General features: G+C 36.7%; 11 protein-coding genes. 8 read left to right on the top strand and 3 right to left on the bottom strand.

Going from position 1 to position 19,487, the window contains the following annotated elements; translation table 11 throughout:
* Positions 1-82 precede the first annotated feature (82 nt).
* The 3 genes from BHECKSOX2_RS09815 (at position 83) to BHECKSOX2_RS09805 (ending at position 9,983) form a co-directional block, all read left to right on the top strand.
* Complete coding sequence (locus BHECKSOX2_RS09815) at positions 83-7,387, top strand: FISUMP domain-containing protein (RefSeq protein WP_139683423.1); 7,305 nt, start codon at positions 83-85, stop codon at positions 7,385-7,387.
* Positions 7,388-7,502: 115 nt separating this feature from the next.
* A complete protein-coding gene (locus tag BHECKSOX2_RS09810; protein WP_139683422.1) occupies positions 7,503-9,092 on the top strand; it encodes a hypothetical protein in 1,590 nt (529 codons plus the stop codon).
* 264 nt (positions 9,093-9,356) lie between these two features.
* Complete coding sequence (locus BHECKSOX2_RS09805) at positions 9,357-9,983, top strand: hypothetical protein (protein WP_139683421.1); 627 nt, start codon at positions 9,357-9,359, stop codon at positions 9,981-9,983.
* A gap of 337 nt (positions 9,984-10,320) precedes the next feature.
* On the opposite strand, the gene rsmD is transcribed toward BHECKSOX2_RS09805, so the two are convergent.
* The 3 genes from rsmD to BHECKSOX2_RS09790 are packed head-to-tail and all read right to left on the bottom strand — an operon-like array spanning position 10,321 to position 12,461.
* The gene (gene rsmD, locus BHECKSOX2_RS09800; protein ID WP_139683420.1) at positions 10,321-10,950 is read right to left on the bottom strand and encodes a 16S rRNA (guanine(966)-N(2))-methyltransferase RsmD; all 630 of its coding nucleotides are present in this window, start codon (positions 10,948-10,950) and stop codon (positions 10,321-10,323) included.
* Positions 10,883-11,413, bottom strand: a complete 531-nt coding sequence (gene ppa / locus BHECKSOX2_RS09795; RefSeq protein WP_139683419.1) for an inorganic diphosphatase — start codon at positions 11,411-11,413, stop codon at positions 10,883-10,885. Before ppa ends, rsmD begins: the two co-directional genes overlap by 68 nt.
* Complete coding sequence (locus BHECKSOX2_RS09790; protein WP_139683418.1) at positions 11,403-12,461, bottom strand: ribonuclease D; 1,059 nt, start codon at positions 12,459-12,461, stop codon at positions 11,403-11,405. Before BHECKSOX2_RS09790 ends, ppa begins: the two co-directional genes overlap by 11 nt.
* A gap of 76 nt (positions 12,462-12,537) precedes the next feature.
* Between BHECKSOX2_RS09790 and BHECKSOX2_RS09785 the strand changes: the two genes are divergently transcribed.
* The 5 genes from BHECKSOX2_RS09785 to BHECKSOX2_RS09765 all read left to right on the top strand — a co-directional run bounded on the left by BHECKSOX2_RS09785 (position 12,538) and on the right by BHECKSOX2_RS09765 (position 19,486).
* Positions 12,538-14,709, top strand: coding sequence for a sensor histidine kinase (locus BHECKSOX2_RS09785; protein ID WP_139683417.1), 2,172 nt, complete (start codon positions 12,538-12,540; stop codon positions 14,707-14,709).
* A complete protein-coding gene (locus BHECKSOX2_RS09780) occupies positions 14,706-15,266 on the top strand; it encodes a response regulator (RefSeq protein ID WP_090716154.1) in 561 nt (186 codons plus the stop codon). The genes BHECKSOX2_RS09785 and BHECKSOX2_RS09780 overlap by 4 nt, the downstream gene beginning before the upstream one ends.
* A 6-nt stretch (positions 15,267-15,272) precedes the next feature.
* Positions 15,273-16,646, top strand: a complete 1,374-nt coding sequence (trkA, locus tag BHECKSOX2_RS09775) for a Trk system potassium transporter TrkA (protein ID WP_139683416.1) — start codon at positions 15,273-15,275, stop codon at positions 16,644-16,646.
* A gap of 2 nt (positions 16,647-16,648) precedes the next feature.
* A complete protein-coding gene (locus BHECKSOX2_RS09770) occupies positions 16,649-18,097 on the top strand; it encodes a TrkH family potassium uptake protein (RefSeq protein ID WP_090716149.1) in 1,449 nt (482 codons plus the stop codon).
* A gap of 129 nt (positions 18,098-18,226) precedes the next feature.
* Positions 18,227-19,486: a TolC family protein gene (locus BHECKSOX2_RS09765; protein WP_139683415.1), complete on the top strand. Its 1,260-nt coding sequence runs from the start codon at positions 18,227-18,229 to the stop codon at positions 19,484-19,486.
* Position 19,487 lies beyond the last annotated feature (1 nt).

Genomic DNA, 19,487 nt, shown 5'->3' with positions numbered 1-19,487 from the left:
AACAAAAAATAACGCAAGTTTTGAATGGACTATAACATTAAAAAAAGTTTTACAATTTATTATTTACCACAGAGATTAATTTATGCAAACAGTTAAGACACTAATTATTGGTTTATTTATTTATGGACTATCCAATATCGGCATATCGGCAAAATCATTGGCAGATCTATTCACTTCTGACGATATCTCATTAAATCAATTTAGCGCACCAACGCTAGGCGGTAGCACTCAGCCCCCTGTTGTATTAACACCAGGTAGCACCCCAAATACTAATATACCTTCTAACCAATTTGGCACACCAACACTAGACAGCCACCCCCCTGTTGTTATACCAGACACTGAACTACATACTGATGCGCTCTCTATAGCTGCATCTGAGGCATTTGTATCAGACATGTTCAAAGATCGTGATGTATACATGATATTTCTTAAACACCTTCAGGTATCGTTGTCATTTAACGACAACTTTAAGGCGATCAACGATTTTTTAAACATAAAGTGCCGTAACAAATGCGATATAAAGTCAATTTTTGCTGTGCTTGATAAATTCAGAAGCGAGAGTTTGTTTTTTTGGGTTGGAAAGTACCGCACCAATTTGAAGTTTAACAAGAAAGGTCAAACCTTTACACTTTTTATAACTAATGGCGCCAAAGTAGAAAACAACAAAGTTGTAGACGGCTCTGTCTTTATAAACGACACACCTATTTATAATGCTATATTTAAGGATAAACAGTTAACTTGGGGCTATGACACTGACTCAATGCAACCTAATACCTCTAAAGGCAACATTAATTTTTTTGATATTTTTCTTGAAAATTCTTTTATAGGTCACAATTTTTTTGGCACATTAGTAGTTGATAATAAGATTACAGGAGAAGAAAATATTTATAAATTCACAGGTTTTTCTCGTGTCCGGACACCAAGTAAGTTGTCGATAAAGGGAAGGGGTGGTTTAAAAAACGGAACAGAAAGCCACTCAAACACAGGAGCCAATTCTAAAAACAGCTCAGGGGATGGCTCTGGAAATGATTCAGGAGACGACTCAGAAAATACATTATCAAACGCCAGTTTTGATATCAACGACTACTACCCAGAACCAATGGGCGTTGGACTGGTCAATTACAAAGCGGATCTCTTTGGTTCGCAAGTATGGACTGTTGAAAATATGCACCATTTCCCAAGCAAACACATGAAGGATATTTTTTTTACAGAGGGTGGTGAAAAGTATTATAAATGGGCCGCAGCTATGAATTCAGAAACCAAAGAAGGCGCAAAAGGAATGTGTGCACCAGGCTGGCGTATTCCAACAGATTCAGATTGGAAAAAGTTAGAAGGTTATTTGCACATGAGCAAAACCCAACAAGATAAAAATAATGCTTATCGAGGCAAAGATCAGGCTAGTTTGCTTCACCAAGGTCGTTTTAACGCTGAATTGTTAGGTTTTTTTGGAACCGATAATCATTTGTTAAAACAAGGCAGCGAAGCTCATTTTATTAGTTCCAGCAAATCCACTACTCCCTCAGATCATTTTATAGGTCGCAAAATTACAACTGTGCCAGCATCTGATGTACGTTTTATATTAATTAAACAAACCACTTTTGGTAAGATGGCAATAGGCAATGTGAAAGTGATGAGTAAGGGTCAGAATATTGTACTCAATAAAACAGCTTTAGCCTATGAAGCTGGCGTTGATAGCGATAAAATAGCTGAAAGTAACACACTTAAAGATAATACAGGTGGCTCCATTCAAGTTACTGGTGACACTACTAAAAGCTTGCCTTTCATGCCTTCCACCCCAACAAGCGTACCTAATATTGTTAACAACCCTGATTTAGGCTTTTTAAGCAAAAAAAATTCAGACAAAGTTGGCATTGATAGCGATAAAATAACTGAAAGCAACACACCTAAAGACAATGTAGGTGGCTTTACTCAAGTTACTGGTGATACCACTAAAAGCTTGTCTTTCATGCCTTCCACCCCAACAAGTATACCTAATATTGTTAACAATTCTGATTTAGGCTTTTTAAGCAAAAAATATTCAGACAAAGGGTGGATAATCATTGATTTGGGTGCAAAATATAAAATTGATCGTATTAGCATCACCGAGTTACTCTATAAATTTAAACGAGTGTCAGCCGCAGGGTTGGCTGTTTTTACTTCTAGTGAAAAAATAAGCACCAAAAAACCCCTAGCAGAACTTAGGGTTGATCCTAATGTTAGCAGCATGGGAATCTCCATTAGGAGACCTTTAGGTGAGTATATACATAATTTTGACATTGACAAAATAACCCTAGATTTATGGCGTGGTGACATCAGCAATGATAATGGCTCTAGTGTGCGTTGCATTCAAAATGACACTGCACCAGCCTTAACTGTTACCAGCGCTGAAAATATCATTCAGATTGGCAAGCCACTAGAGCTTCCAATTACGATTTTGAACTTTGCACCGGGCTTGATTAATAGTTGGTCAATTCATCCAGTACTGGACAATGGTTTGGTGTTTGACACCAAAACAGGTCTCATCTCAGGCACTCCTAACAAACTTCAAAGCAGAGTAAGATACGATATTGCTGCCACTAACGACAAAGGCACAAGCACTGCTACTATTTATATTACAATTGTACCAATATTGGTTAATAACATTGAAGTGTCAGGCAAGAATGTCTTAAAAATTGGCGAAACTGTTCAACTTAGTGCCACTATCAGCCCTAGTGATGCAACCAACAAAAATCTTTTATGGTTGGCAGATGAAAATGTTAAGATTGACAGTAAAACAGGTAAGGTTACTGGACTTAAAGAAGGAATTTCCAGCATTAGAGCGGTTTCTAGTAACGGTTTTGTCGTTGGCAGATTTGAGGTGTTGGTGGTTGATTCGCAAACCGTTGTTGCTAATAAAAAACCTTATAAAATTATTTTATCCGAGACAACAGGGAAAATTTGGCTGGATAGAAATTTAGGCGCATTTCAAGCCTGTAAAACCACTCAAGACAAGAGTTGTTATGGCAATTTATACCAATGGGGTAGAGGTAATGATGGACACCAGTCTAGAGGTCATGTGAGAAAAACCGCAATTTTAGCAAATAGTATTACACCTAGTAGTAACGGCTTTATAGTTAGTGGTAACTCAAACTCAGAAGATGATTGGACAGCATCTGATGTTGACGAATCAGGCAAAAAAAGGGCGGCAGCCTGGAGTAAAAGTGACAATAATATTTGTCCAGTAGGCTTTAGGGTGCCAACTTCTAAAGAGCTAATAAGCGCAGCAACAGACGCCTCGTTAAAATTTTCATTAAGCGGCAACCGCAATGTCAAAGGTAGAATAGAAAACCTTGGTAAAAAGGGTTTTTATTGGAGCAGAAACCTTACTACTAATTCATTTCCTAGAAAGCGTTTGTCTGATGGTTTTGAATTTAATAGCAACGATAACTTCGCCATCATAGCAAAAGAACGCATGCAAGGCTTTAGTGTACGCTGTATCAATGATACCGAATCTGGCACACCCATTATTATTCCTAGCGTTAATCAGTTAAGCACGCGTATCGGCGAAACTTTTACCCCAATTACCTTCACCAATTTTGGCCCTGCTGCTACCCAATGGTCCATCAGACCCATACCTAGTAACGGACTGTCTTTTGATAGAAATACCGGGACAATTTCAGGCAGGCCAAAAAAAGTAATGCCAGAGACCTACTACACTGTTGCTGCCACCAATAGTTTTGGTGCAAATACTGCACTAGTCCGCATTACTGTAAATTCTGTTGCCGTTCCTGTTACCAACATTCAACTTAGCCATAACACCTCACAAATAAAAGGTAGGAATATTCTTGAAGTAGGGGAAACCATCACGCTTAGCGCTGCAATCACCCCCAGTAATGCCACTATTCAAGATCTTTTATGGAAGGTAAAATCTAATTATGCTACTATTTCTGGAACACAAAGTGGCGCCACTCTCACAGGTGTAAGTGCTGGTGTGGCAGATATTTATGCCACTTCCCTAGATGGAGAATATGTAGTTGCCAAGCTTACCGTCCATATTATTGACAAGGTGTTTCAAGGAAAAATTTACAATACAGTTGTTTCACCAAAAACTAAGCGAGTTTGGCTAGACAGAAACACAGGTGCAGATCAAGTTTGTGCCAGTAACAATGAGGTTGAATGTTATGGCAATTTGTATCAGTTTGGACGAGCTTCAGATGGACACCAGCTACGCATAAATGGCACTTTTAAAAAAGAACAAGCCAAGACAATTACACCGAACGAAGTTACTTTTTTCACAAATACAGACCAATCTAAGAATTTAGCAAACGATCCAGTTGATGATGATCGTGGTTGGGTTGAGCAAACATGGGATTCATTTTCCGATTGGATTACTGGTAGTAGTGACTCCCATGCCCTTAAATCCATAATTCAACAAGAATACGACTGGACAAAGGCAGACAAAAAAAGCGTTGATCGTGTTAAATTTTGGTCTAATAACACTGTTACCTCTGATGAAGCCAGAGTTTGTCCAGTCGGCTTTGAAGTGCCCAGTATAGATGAGATCAGTGCTGAAATGGGGTATTTCCCAACATCTGGTAGAGCCACAGCACTTAAAAGTTTCTTAAAATTACCAGCAGCAGGCAGTCGACAATTTCATGATGGCAATCTAAAAAATGAAGGAATTGAAGGGCGTTATTGGAGTAAAACTCCTGTTGGAGCGCACCATACAAAAAACTTAGTTTTCTCTCCAGCGCGCATGGATGTATATAGGGGCATCGATAAATCCCCTAGAAGTAGCATCAATAAAGACCCTATATTTCCTGACTCTAGATACACAGACACCAATAAACCACTTAGAGAGCACACAGCCAATGCTAACGGCTATAGCGTTCGTTGTATAAAAAGTGAAGCAAAAATGGTGGCTGGTGGCATTAAATACAAGACTGTTAAAATTGGTAGCCAGAGATGGACAGCTGAAACGATGCGTCATGGCAATGGCAGAAAAGACAGTTCTAGTTATTACGCTGGCGTTGATGATGTTAAAGCTGGATTAACAGGAAAGTTATACAGATACAGTGTTGCCATGAATAACTCAACAAAAGAGAACGCACAAGGAATTTGCGCATCAGGTTGGCATATTCCAAGTAGAAAAGACTGGACAATTTTGAAAGAATATATGGACAGTAGTCACAATAAAACAGCAGCCACTTTGTTCCTTACACCCTTATTCACTAATACGACAAATTATGTTACCTTATCAAAAAAACTCCACTCTATATTAGCAGATGTATATATTAATCTATGGACTTCTAATAAGAGCACATCGTCAGGGCATAGTATAGACGAGGCTCAAGTGCGTTGCATAGAGGATGAAGAAGTAATGGAGATAGAAGGCACTAAATACAGAACCGTTAGAATTGGCGCTCAAGTATGGACCTCTGAAAATATGCGCCATAGGGCTAATGCAGATGAAATTACTGCTAGTGATGGTTCATTTTCTCTTTATAAGCGTTCGAATAAAGGCAGACTCTATACTTGGTCTGAGGCTATGAAGGGTTCCACTATAGAAGGAGCACAGGGAATTTGTGCATCAGGTTGGCATATTCCAACTACCCAAGATTGGAAGACACTGGAGATGTATTTGGGTATGAGTGCTACAGAATCAAATAAAAATATGGCGTGGCGTGGCACTAATCAAGGCACACAACTCAAAAAAGCTGGAGACAGTGGCTTTGAAGCTATTATGACAGGTGTTATGAGGGGTGGAGTGCTAAGTGTTTTTAACGATAGTGTTAAACAAACTTATTTTTGGTCTTCCAGGCAAAAAATTTCCGATCATAGTATGGCTTGGAAACTGGCATTAGATCTCTCAAAACCTAAAGTTTTTTATGGCACTACCTATGAAACCGACGCTGCCAGCGTGCGTTGTATCAAGAATAACGAAGTCATGAAAGCAGGTGGCATTAACTACAATAGCGTTATCATTGGTGGTCAAGTATGGACCTCTGAAAATATGCGTCATGGTACCAACAGTGCAGAAAACGGTGTCTATTCATATAAGGACAAAATAAGTAACGATAAGTTATATGGCAAATCTTACACTTGGAGCGCCGCCATGAAGGGTTCTATTAAAGAGGGCGCACAAGGAATTTGTGCAGAAAATTGGCGCATTCCAACAGAGAGAGATTGGAAAAACCTAGAAAAATATTTAGGCATGGATGCAGAAGCAATGGATTCAGAAAATGCTTGGCGTGGTACTAACCAAGGCACCAAACTCAAAAAAGGTGGCATTGGCTTTAATGCCGATCTAAAAGAGGGCAAAAATCCTTTTGGTGATACTGCCTTAGTCACTTCCATGTGGACTTCGACATCATTCCCCGAATCTAGTATGGCGCGCTCAAGAACACTAGAGAGCACAAAAGATCAAATTTATAGCGGTGCTAATTCCAAAGATACTGCACTTAGTGTGCGTTGTATAAAACAACAAACAATGGTAGGTATAAATTTGGCTTTGCACAAAACAGCGACACAATCCTCTATGGACCTTCTTGCTAAGAAGGCTGTTGATGGCTCAACTGACGGCAACTTCTTTGGAGGCAGTACCACTCACACCAGCTCAGAGAGAAACCCATGGTGGATGGTTGATTTAGGTCAGGAGTACCCTATTGATAAAATCAATATCTTTAATCGAACTGACTGTTGTAAAGACAGGTTGAGCAATTATCGCGTTATAATTTCTAATGACCCCTCCCTTAATAAAGCTTCTTATGTAAAAGATTTTCACAGTTACCCCAACCCCAAGAAAACCATTGATGTATCTATGTATCACCTAAGAGGTCGTTATGTTAGGATTGAATTACTTGGTGAGAGTGAGCAAGTTTTATCTTTGGCAGAAGTTCAAGTTATAATGCAAGAAGATGTTTTTACAGCCGCTATAAATGCAAAGAATCAAGTGTTAAATGCAAAAAATATATCATTGAAAAAACCCACTAAGCAGTCCTCTACAGATTTAACAACCACTAGTAAATTGGTTGTTGATGGTAACACTGATGGTAATTATGACAATCATAGCGTTTCCAGAACTAGAGAAGAGCCACAAGATACTTGGTGGACTGTTGATTTGCAAGGGGATTATCATATTACAAAAATCAATATCTTTAATCGGACTGACTGTTGTAAAAATAGGTTGAGAAATTATCGTGTTACTATTGCTAATGACGCTAACTTTTCTGACATTAAATATATAAAAGAATTTCATGTTGCGCCCGACCCTAAAGTCACAATTGATCTGTCTGAGTACGACATAGAGGGCCGTCATGTTAAAATTGAAGCACTTAAACTTCCTGGCAGGAAATCAATTTTATCTTTGGCAGAAGTTCAAGTGATGGGCATTGAAGCTCCTCATTAGTGCGTAAATAATAGTAGTTTTTGAAATAAAGGTTGTCTATCAAAAATTACATATAAGCAAAGTAAGTGACAGACATCGAAAAGCGTATTTGTATTTAAAGAATCTAGGATATTTTATGATATTAACAAAATTTAATTTTTTAACACTAATTTTTAGCGCCTTACTGACATTTAATGTTAACGCTACTACATGTAATAACGACGAGTTCGATAATTTGATAGAAAAACAAGAAAGTGCTAATCCAACTGAAATAGAGGCTCTTCCTACAGAAAGCGAATATATTAGCGCTGTCAACAGAACCCTCAGTTCAGTGGCAACGGACACATCTGCAATTTTAGAAGAAACTATTGCAGACACAGCTATAATAACAGCAGAAACAGCGGTATCGGTTTTAGGTGCAATTGGCGTAGTTGTTGCAGTGGGGGTAACAATTTACAATATTGTAACAACTTTTGAAGATCCCAAATCAACAGTTATAGACAAAACGACTGTTCTCGCTGTTGCAGCAGTTCCAGTTCTTGGGCTTATTATCATGTTAGTTAATGATTTTGGACCTTCACCCTATCGCAAAGTAAGAAACAAAATTGATGATTCGTTAAAAGTTGTTGCTAAACAATATGCTTATACTAGTAGCAAAAAAGGCGCTGCCAGCCTAGAATCATTTGTATTAAAGGTTGAGAAAAATTTAACAGAGTCAATAAACAATACAGCTTCTTCAAGAAAAGTCCATGCTGATTATAGCAAAATTCTGCTTCGTCATTATGTGGAGCAGTATTTATTATCTGCTAAAAGATTGAACGACAATTTATCAAAGATATATGCAAAACAATGGATGAAAGCTTCTCCACATTTTATTGCCCTAAATACCGCTCTTAATGGAGCAGTTAGTGAAATGGAAATTGCTCCACCCGATATTATCTCCAGTCAAACGCTTGCGCTTTGCAAGGTTGATGACGATCATTATTTTTTAAGCTTTAAGGGCAAAAAAGCCAACCAAATAAAAAAATGTTTAGATGGTATCTTTTATGACTATAAAACTCATTTTAAGGGTTATACTTTAGATGATACAATCACAATTAGCGCCCCAGATCTCAAACAAACCCCACCTGTAGAAGTTGTTCAAAACACATCATTTAATGAATTTTTAACATCTTATGCAAAAGCTTACAATCATTTTTTAAGTAATATAAAAATCAAGTACGCCAATAGTATTTATAAAGAAAACAAAGAAATGACAAAAACAATTTGCCATAAACAAAAAACCTCTGGAGAAGCTTTTTTAGAAAAAGCGAAAGAGGAAGTATGGAGCTTAGCAGAATCTATATTTAGAGGAACAAATCATATTAACAATAGCGGGCAAAGTATTATTACAAATTGCTGGCACGGAAGAGAATATTTATGTAAAGTAAAGCTCAAGTATGAGAAAGATAAAGATGTTTCCATCACTCCTGCACTTGCTAAGATAGATGCTTTACAAGTGCTGATAGATGATGCACATCAATATTGTGTTGAAGGGGAATATCATGGTGACGATTCCTCTCATGATTTGTTTGTCAATGCTTTGAATACGGATCGTTTCTTCCCCATGCTTAATGAAGAGAATACTTCTAAGTTGTTCTCTGATATATTTCAAGGAGTTAAAGCAGTTCTCTTGTTTTCTGTTAAGCGGCAATCTAAGATCGCTTATGAAAGTAGAAAGCAATAGTTTGCGAATTTAATCTTATGGGCCACCCTCAAAAATCTCAGTATGATTTAGGGAATGCAGAAAATAGTATATTTTTTTACCTAAAAACGAAGAGAATAGCCCGCTATTTGACGAGTTTTTGAGTAAAAAAAGTGCTGTTTTATGTGTTTCATGAATGGAAACCCCTGCATTAAACCAAAAAAACCACCACTCAAATCAAAAACAACTCCAATTTATCATCAATTTATAGTAAAACATTATAATTCTTAAAAAAAAGGACAAAAAATGAAAAAAACAATAATGATTTTAATTATAGCGTTCATAACAGCAATATCATCAACTACATTTGCTAATCACAACAAGAACAATGGCACACTTGACTATATTGTTAACATAGTAGAGTTGATTGATGCAGTGGTGAAAAATGGCAAAAAAGCAGCATTTGACTTAGATGTTGAACATGATGAGGGCATTTATTTAATGTCACCGCATATGGTAATATTTCCGATGGATGTTGAATATTCAGGTACTTCCCCCCAAGCAATTCCTAAAAATCAACAAAAATATAAAAAAATCAACGCTGGAACAGCTGGTAATGTCATATTATATGCTATAGTTGGCAAGCAAAATTTGCATGGCAACAAAACACCAAAAGATTTTGATAAGCGCACTGCTGCACTACTTAGATACATTAACAGCATTCGCACAAATCACGCAGACAAAGATGTTTATAATGATATCAAATCAGTCTTAGGACAAGATTTCCATCCATTTTGTATATCTAGTAAATTTCTTCAATATTTCAATCTTGAAGGTGGCAATATTAGAGAGTGGATGAGCCTTAGAAATGCTATTATTGATGCCCATCATAATAATATTGACTTTTGCAGTAAAGGGATAGATGGCAAGTAAATAAAACCTTTTTTACTTTTGTTAAATCTTTTTTGTATCGCCCATTCAAGTTCCAAGTACAACTTTTTAGAACTAGTAAAAAGTTGTATAAATGAACCTGCAATCCTCTAAAAAATTAACACTCAGTAAAAGTAGAATTTTCTTATAATAAAAACATAAGGAGATTCAAATGAATACAACACATAAATCAGAAAATTCGTTGTTTTAGATGCCTCTTTTCACTCACATAAAGCCATAGCGCCTAGGGAAGAATTGCCTTGACAAGCCGTTATGGTTCTCGTTTAAATCTCTTTCCTGGCTATGATATCCTTAAGTTGAATCTTGGGAATAAGGTAATTTATATAAAGGTTTCTACCAAGCAGTAGTGAACGGCGCCAGATTTTTTTTGTTTGCTGAGGTTGGTTTTTGTCAAATAGTGTGTTTTTAAAAATTTCATTGTTATTTCAAATTCAGATTCTATATAAATTTTGCCACCAATAGCAATAAAATCATTTTTTGAGATTAATTTTAAGGCGTTTGCTAGATAGTTTTTATTAAAAGGAGGGTCTAGTAAAATCAAGTCAAAGGGTATTTTTGGTTTTTTGTTTAAAAATGCAAAGGCATCTTGTTTAAAAATGGCTAAATTATCTGTTTTTAATAATTGTTTATTCTGCTTGAGAAAATGTACGGCGTTTGTATTTTTTTCTACACTGGTTACTTGTTTTGCACCACGAGAAAGCGCCTCAAAACTCAAGGCGCCACTGCCAGAAAATAAGTCTAAAAAAGTTTTACCCTGTGTTTCAAATTGTAACCAGTTAAACAAAGTTTCACGCACTTTTCCAGGGCTAGGACGCAAAGTATCAACATCAGGAAAGCTAAATTTCCTACCTCGATACTCACCACCAATAATAGTAAAGTTGTTATTTTTGATAGGCGTTAAAAGAATCTTGTAACTCTTTTTTGGCTTCTTCAGCGTCACCCCAGCCATCAATCTTTACCCATTTACCCTCATCAAGGTCTTTATAGTAAGTGAAAAAATGCTCAATTTGATCTTTAAGCGTTACTTCCACATCATCAATGCATTTAATATCTCGATAAGATTTGCAGAGTTTGTCAATCGGCACTGCCAAAATCTTATAGTCTCTGCCTGCTTCATCGGTCATTCTTAAAACGCCAATAGGGCGCACCGTAATCACCGAATCGTGAATCAGAGGATAAGGCGTAATCACTAGCACATCTGCAGGATCACCGTCATCGGCTAAGGTTTCTGGTACAAAACCGTAATTGCATGGATAAAACATTGGCGTTGAGATAAATCTATCAACAAACATCGCACCTGTTTCTTTGTCAATTTCATATTTGACTGGTGATGACTGAGCGGGTATTTCAATAATTACATTGACTTCATCAGGTATATTGCCTGCTGATACGGGTTTTAAACTATTTTGCATTTTCTAACTCCTCTTTTAGTATTTGATAACGCCAACCACTGAGAAAATTCACCGATTGGTCACCACGGATATATCTTAACAAGGTTTTGCTAGTGGCAATAACTTCTGTGGTTAGATTATACTGATTTGCTTTTGCTTGAATGCCTTTTTGTAAAATGACTCTTTGTGCTCTTTCTGCTGGTGTGGGTGGTGTATGTTGAGCATCAATCTTGATATCGTATAGTTGTGGATACTGCGTTAAGAAACTTTCAAATGATTGTTGTTTTTTATCGTTAAAATTATCTTTTCCCATTGCGATATTGATTAAATCATCATCAGACAATATCCATTTTCTAGGTTTGTTTTTATCAATCGCTGTGTGCTCTCTCCAAGCACAGAGTTGTGTGCTAATATTGTGCATTTTTTTAGGTAAATGCGAAACCCCTTTCACGCGCCTCCATGCTTGAGTGATATCGACTTCATACAAACTAATATCAAGCAGGGATTGGCCTTCTTCCATTAGCCATTTTAGTTTTTGCTCATTTTCTAAGCGTGTTTTAAGTTGGCGGTAATTTTTAATTAAATAACGCACATCATCTAGTGAATACTCTATTGCCCCATCGGGTAGTGGGCGTGTAGTCCAGTCAAATCGGGTATAGGCTTTTTCCAAGTGCACACCTTGCAAAATTTCAGTCAGACTTTGATAAGATATTTGTGCGCCAGGATTACATGTGTCAGGGCGTAAGTCTTTTAATAAATCAAGTGCAATTTGGGTGTCGAATAATTGCGTGGGTAGTTTCCCAGAAAGACAATACATTGCTTCGATATCTTGTCTTGCGCTGTGCACAATCCAAAGGCAATGCTTTTGATAAAGTTTGTCAAATAAAGGTTGCAAATTTTCGATTGCCAAAATATCAATACAATCTGTAGCACTCTTGGTAGCAATTTGCACCAAGCATAGCAGTGGATAATAAGTATTCACGCGTTTAAATTCTGTGTCAATTGCCAACTCAGTTTCGTCTTCAATGGCATGTAAAAAATCGCTTAGTTGTGTTTGTGTTTGTATCATTGTTGTATTTTAGCAACAATTAGTCTTAGTGGCTATTTTTATGAGATAATCAGCACATACACGCGACAAACGAACTATGATTTTTGAACAAAATTTCTCCCTCAAGAAAGTACCGAATAAATGGGTTTGGCCAATTGCTTTCTTAATTTCAATAGGCGGTTTGTCTTATATGGGGATCAATCCATACTTGATTAAAGATTGGTGGTGGGTGCTGGTATCTTATAATGTTGTTGTTATTTTTATTGCAGGTTTTTATGTATTTCTTGCTGTTTCTAAGGTTAAACAAGACAACAAAAATGGTGTCATTGGCACGCGATTTACTTGGACTTTTATCAAGATTATCCCTCTACTCACAATTGCGCCAGTATTTTCTTTTTATCTATTTTCATTTCAGACGGTACAGGATAATGTTAAGCGCTCTGAGGATACCTACAATAATTTCAATAAAGTATTTTTAAATCAAGTAAATAGCCTATATCATGGTTTACAAATGGTTCGAGATGACCGCTATGTTGATTTCACTAAAGTATTATTACAGCAAATTCAAAGTTATTCTAATTTCCAACAAGATGCAAAAGATTATGACGCTAAGATGCAGGCTTTTGTTCAAGGCTTGATTGATAAAAAATACGCTTGTTCATTGGTGTTAAAAAATGAAAAAGACATCATAATTACACAAATAAGCCAAAGGGATACTTGTATTGTTGAGGACAATCAACCGTTATCGTCTCAGCAGGATTTTGTTGCTTTTGAAGATGAAAATTTAAAGTTGTTTCAAGTGCAAATGTCCAGTCATTATTTAAGTAAAAATGCGGATAAAAAAATCTTGGATTTGACTGCTGTATATGCAACAGATCCGCATCTATTGCGTTTTTTAGGTCAAGTTAAAAGTTTTTATAATTTTGCTAGCAGTGTCACCTTTGATGTTAATACTTCACTCACGAAAAAACGCTTTTTATTAGATTTTTCATCGACCATTTTGCTGACAGTTTTGAGTATGTTGCTCATTGTGTTTAGAATGATTGACCAATTGATGCGCCCAATGCATAATCTCTCACTTGCCACTAAAGAAATTGCCAAGGGTAATTATGGTGTCATGGTTCACAATCAGGAAAAAAACAAAGATGTGCGTCGCCTGATTGAGCAATTTAATGAAATGTCTAAGCAAATTCAGCAATCACGCCAAGGATTAAGTACACATAATTTGTATTTAGAAACCATTTTAAGATATTCTTTTGGTGTGATTGGTTTAGATCAAGACAAAAAAATTCAGTTTGTTAATTCTGTTATCGGCAAAATACTGGGCATTGAAAATGAGCAACAGTTTGTGGGCAAGTTGTGCGATAGCGTTATTAAGAAAAATAGTTATCTTGAGTCATTATTTTTTATCATTCAAGACAGGTTCAACCAAGAAGGCGGCGAATGGAGTGAAGAAATTGAGGTAACTTTATCAAACAAGCGTGTTTTGTTGTCTTGTCAAGGTGCGGCATTAGATGTTAGTGATACAACTTTGGGTTATGTCATTATTGTTAAGGACATTTCGAAACTACACCGTGCACAGAAAAAAGCCGCTTGGGGTGAAGTGGCAATGCGTATGGCACACGAGATTAAAAACCCACTTACTCCTATTTTATTGTCAGCGCAGCGCTTAAGAAATAAATTTTTAGAAAAACTTAAAGGTAAGGATTTGGAAATCGTGGATAAAACCACGGGTGTTATTATTGACCAAGTGAAGTCTATAGATGCAATGGTCAGTGCCTTTTCTGATTATGCCAACACACCACAAGTTGAGAGAAAATTACTGGATTTAAATACACTGATTAATCAGTCAATTGCTTTGTACGATGCGCAAAAAAATATCAGTATTGAGCTTGATCTCTCAGGCGATGTGCCTAAATTACTCTTAGATGCTAATAGTATTTCTAGGGTGCTAATTAACCTAGTTAAGAATTCCACTGAATCGGTTAATAAAGGGCATGATTTGACCATTAATATTGCCACCCAATATTTAAAAGATAAGGGTATAGTGCGTTTAAGTATTAAAGACAATGGTGATGGTTTTGATGAGTCTGTACTTGAATCTATGTTTGAGCCTTATGTAACGACTAAAGAAAAAGGTAGTGGGTTGGGTATGGCAATTGTGCAAAATATTATTGAACAACACGATGGGCGTATTTTTGCCAGCAATGTTAAACCTCATGGGGCAATGGTCATCATTGAATTTGGATACAAAAAGGAGGGCGTATGATAATTGGCAATATTTTGATTATTGACGATGAAAGCATCAATGCTGAGGCGATAAAAGATACCTTGGAAGATGTTAACTATAATGTGGTTTTGGCAGCGGACGCTCAGCAGGCAAAAATCATCGTAAAAAAACAAACTTTTGATTTAATTATGATGGATGTGTGGATGCCTGGACAAGATGGTATGTCACTATTGGAAGAATGGATGAGCGCAGGTTTTTCTACGCCAGTAGTGATGATGTCTGGCCATGCAGAGCATCAAGATGTGGTTAAAGCGATTAAGCTGGGTGCGGTTGATTTTCTAAAAAAACCACTACATGATATTTTGCCGTTAGTACGCAAACTTTTGGCTGAAAAAATCAATGATGATAAGCTAAAAATTGGTGGTATTAATTTTGACTTACCACTTAAAGCTGTTAGAAATATTTTTGAGGCGCAGTATTTTGAGCATCATCTAGCTCAAAATAATCACAACATTGCCAAAGTGGCAGAATTAGCTGGATTGGAGAGAACCACATTGTATCGTAAGTTAAAAGATTTAGGCATTGATAAGAAATAATACATTATGAGAATTTTAATCTTAGGTGCAGGGCAAGTAGGCGCATCACTCGCTCGCTATCTCAGTAAAGATACTGAAAATGAAATCACCATTGTGGATAAAGACGCAACTAATTTAGCCGACATTGCCCGTCATTTAGATGTCAAAACCATTTGTGGGCAAGCTTCATATCCAAATATTTTAGAGCAAGCAGAAATTAGATCTATGGATATGGTGATTGCCGTTACCAAATCTGATGAAGGCAATATGTTGGCTTGTCAGATGGCACACACACTTTACAATGTAGACAAAAAAATTGCACGCATCCGCACCGCTGAGTATCTATATCACGACAAATTATTTTCCAATCAGGCTATTCCAATTGACTTTGTGATTACCCCAGAAGTTTTGGTAACCAATTTTATTAAACGCGTGGTTGAACAACCAGGTGCTGAACAAATCTTTGAATTTGACAATGGATTGATGCAATTAGTAGAAACCAAAGCTCATGCAGGCACACCTATTGTTGGACGACCTATTAAGGAACTACACGAGCACTTACCCAAAACACATATGCGTATTGTTGCCATTTATCGTAATGCTCAAGCTATTCCTGCTTATGGTGATACCGTGATTAAAGACGGCGATAGAGTGTATTTTGTAACTAAAAAAGAAAGTATTTCTCAAGTGTTGAAAGAATTTAGGCGCCTAGACCGACCTTATAAAAATATCATCATTGCTGGCGGCGGTTTGATTGGACTTAGTTTAGCCAAATTTTTAGAAAAAAACCATCATGTTCGCCTTATTGAACTTAACAAACAACGCGTTAAAAAAATTGCTGACGAGTTAGAAAACACCCTTGTTTTGCATGGTAATGCCTCTGACCAAGATTTATTAACAGAAGAAGGTATCGAAAGCACCGACTTATTTCTAGCACTCACTGATTCTGATGAGATAAATGTGATTGTCTCAATTTTGGCAAAACGCCTCGGTGCATACAAAACCGTCGCCTTAGTTAAACGCAATGTGTATAAAGATTTAGCCACCCAAAGTGACGGCGTAGATATGGTCGTATCTCCCGACCAAATTACCACCAGCGGTATTTTGGCACATATCCGCAAGGGCGATACCATGATGGCGCATTCTCTACGACAGGGAAAGGCAGAAGCCATTGAAGTCATTGTTCATGGTGATAAACATCATTCTGATGTGGTGGGTAAAACCATTGAAGAGATTAAATTGCCCAAAGGCACTGTATTTGCCTCTGTTGTTCGTGGTGATGAAGTCATGATGGCTTCAAGAACATTAGTAATTAAAGAAAACGACCATGTGCTTTTAGTGCTGAGTGATGTTAGCAAAATTCACCAGATAGAAGAATTGTTTGAAGGCTATTTTGATTAATTATGCAACTTAATATTGTATTCAAAACCATCGGCTTACTACTAATGGTTTTTAGCTTAACACAACTGCCACCGATATTGGTTGATTTGATTTATGCCGAGCAGCAATACTCTATCTTTTTAACGGCATTATTGCTCACATTGGGTAGTGGAGTGTTGTTATGGGTAAAATTTAAAAACACCAAAGAAACATTTAGAATTCGTGAAGGTATTTTAGTGGTGGTGAGTTTTTGGTTTGTACTTTCATTGTTTGCAACCATTCCATTTTTACTCTCAGATGCTTTGCAAATGTCTTTTAGTGATGCATTTTTTGAGTCAATGTCGGGTCTCACTACCACGGGTGCTACTGTCATTTCTGGATTGGATAACCTACCCAAGGCAATCCTGTATTATCGCCAGCAATTACAATGGCTAGGTGGCATGGGTATTATTGTCTTAGCGCTAGCGATTTTGCCAATGTTAGGCGTAAGTGGTATGGAACTTTACCACGCTGAATCCAGTGGTATTTCTAAAGATAGATTAACGCCAAAACTCACCCAAACTGCCAAAGTTTTATGGATGATTTATATCGGTTTTACCATTGCTTGTGCATTGGGTTATTACTTAGCAGGTATGAATATTTTTGATGCTATTGGACACAGTTATGCCACCGTTGCAATTGGCGGTTTCTCCACACATGATGCTTCTATTGGTTATTTTGACTCTGTTGCCATTGAATCTGTTGCTGTTGTGTTTATGTTTTTAGCAGGTATTAATTTTTCATTGCATTTTTTTGTTTGGCGACAAAATCATATTAATCATTATTATTATGATTCAGAATTTAAAACCTATGTCATATTTTTAAGTTTTTTAACTGTGGTGGTTTCGCTTTATTTAATCAACATAGGGCAATACCAAAGTATCTTTGAGGCGTTTAGATACGGTATTTTTCAAAGCGTTTCTATGGCAACCACCACAGGTTTTGCTTCCACTAATTTTTCAATGTGGGTATTTATGCTCCCTGTGCTATTAATTTTTTCCAGTTTTGTGGGCGCGTGTGCTGGGTCAACGGGTGGTGGTATTAAAGTTGTGCGGGTACTATTAATGTTTAAACTTGCCGCCAAAGAAATCAAAAAATTCATTCATCCTAACGCCCAAATTAATATAAAACTTAATAAACACAGTGTTGCGGAAAACACCTTGGTATCAGTCTGGGGCTTTTTTTCCTTATATGTTATTGCTTTTATTTTTATTATGGTCGCCTTAATGTTCACAGGGCTTGATCAGGTCAGTAGTTTTTCAGCCACCGCTGCTAGTATTAATAATTTAGGCCCAGCTTTGGGTAAAGTTGCTGCCAACTATAGTAGCATCAGCGACAGTGCCAAATGGATTCTAAGTTTTTCTATGCTTCTCGGTCGCTTAGAAATCTTAACTTTAATGGCGCTCTTACACAAAGCTTTTTGGCGTTTCTAGTAAATTGATAAGGACGAATTTTGTTAAGGATTCATAGAAAAAAGTCAATAAAAAACAATCTTTATATTGCACCTGTAATTTTTACACATATTTTAGATTATAATAGGGTGAATTTTATTAGGAGGCACTATGTTTTTTAGGTATTTATTGGTATTTTTATTAAGCAGTTTTTGTCTGAGTGTTAATGCAAAAGATGATAATTATAGTTTAAATGGTTTGATTTATAAAGCATTTAATTACCACCCTTCAATTAAATCAAGCACCTCTTTGTTGTCTTCTGCAGAAAAAAGTCTTGAGTCAGCAAAATGGCAGTATTTCCCAACACCAAACATTTCAATAAGCCAAGTAAAAGCCTCAACTGCAGACCTAAGCTATCTTGGAGATGATAAAGTTATTAGGCTGGGGCTTAATCAAATACTTTGGGCAGGAGGCAGAATTGATGCAGGTATGGAAAAAGCTCAGGCACAACTGAGTATTCGTAAGTCTATCTCACGTGTTGTAAAAAGGAACTTGGCTTTTAATGTGATTCGTTTTTATAGTGCTTGGTATGGTAGTCATTTAAAGCGTGAAGCATTTTCTGAAAGTAAACAAGAGTATGAGTCTTTACAAAAAAGAATTGAGCGTCGTATTGAGCAAGGACTTTCCTCTGGGAGTGATTTGTTATTAGTTAGTAGTCGTCTACTGCAAGTAAGCGCTAATTTAAATTCTGCTATTACAAAACATCAAGAGGCATTACTGCAGTTGGAAGAGTTGGTTGGTGAGTCTTTAAATACAGATCTTTTAATTAAAAATATTTCAACTAATTATGTGATTGATGGTGTGAAAAAAGTATTGCTTAATCAAGCGCTTGAAATTGATCCAAAGTTAAAAGAATTATCAGGAAAAGTTAAAGAGAGTCGTTCGACTTATAAGCAAGCAAAATCTAGTTTGTCTCCACAGCTTAATTTAAGAGTTGAGAGGCAATGGGGCAATCATAATATTGTTAATGCCGATACCGAGAACCGTATTTTTCTTGAACTCTCTAGCAGTTTTGGTGCAGGTTTAAGTGCATTCTCTAAAATTGAGAGAGCAAGATTAGAAGAGCGCTCTATTTTGCTTGATTTAGAGACCCAGAACAAAAAAACAATCACAGAATTTGAAAATGATTGGCTCTCTTATCAGTCACTATCTAAACAAAATAAACTACTAGAGTCTGCTTTATTGGCATCACAAAAAATACAACAGTCTTGGTATCGACAATTTTTAGCAGGTAGAAAACAATGGCAAGATGTGATGAATTCTATTCGTGAAGTAGCGCAGTTAAAATCTCAGATTGCAGATATGACTGCAGGGTCTTTATCGGTTAGTTGGCGCTTGGCGATACGCATTAAAGGTGCTGATGCAATTTAGT

Source organism: thiotrophic endosymbiont of Bathymodiolus puteoserpentis (Logatchev) (assembly GCF_900127505.1).
Lineage (GTDB): Bacteria > Pseudomonadota > Gammaproteobacteria > PS1 > Pseudothioglobaceae > Thiodubiliella.
This window is presented reverse-complemented; position numbering and strand designations above follow the sequence as displayed.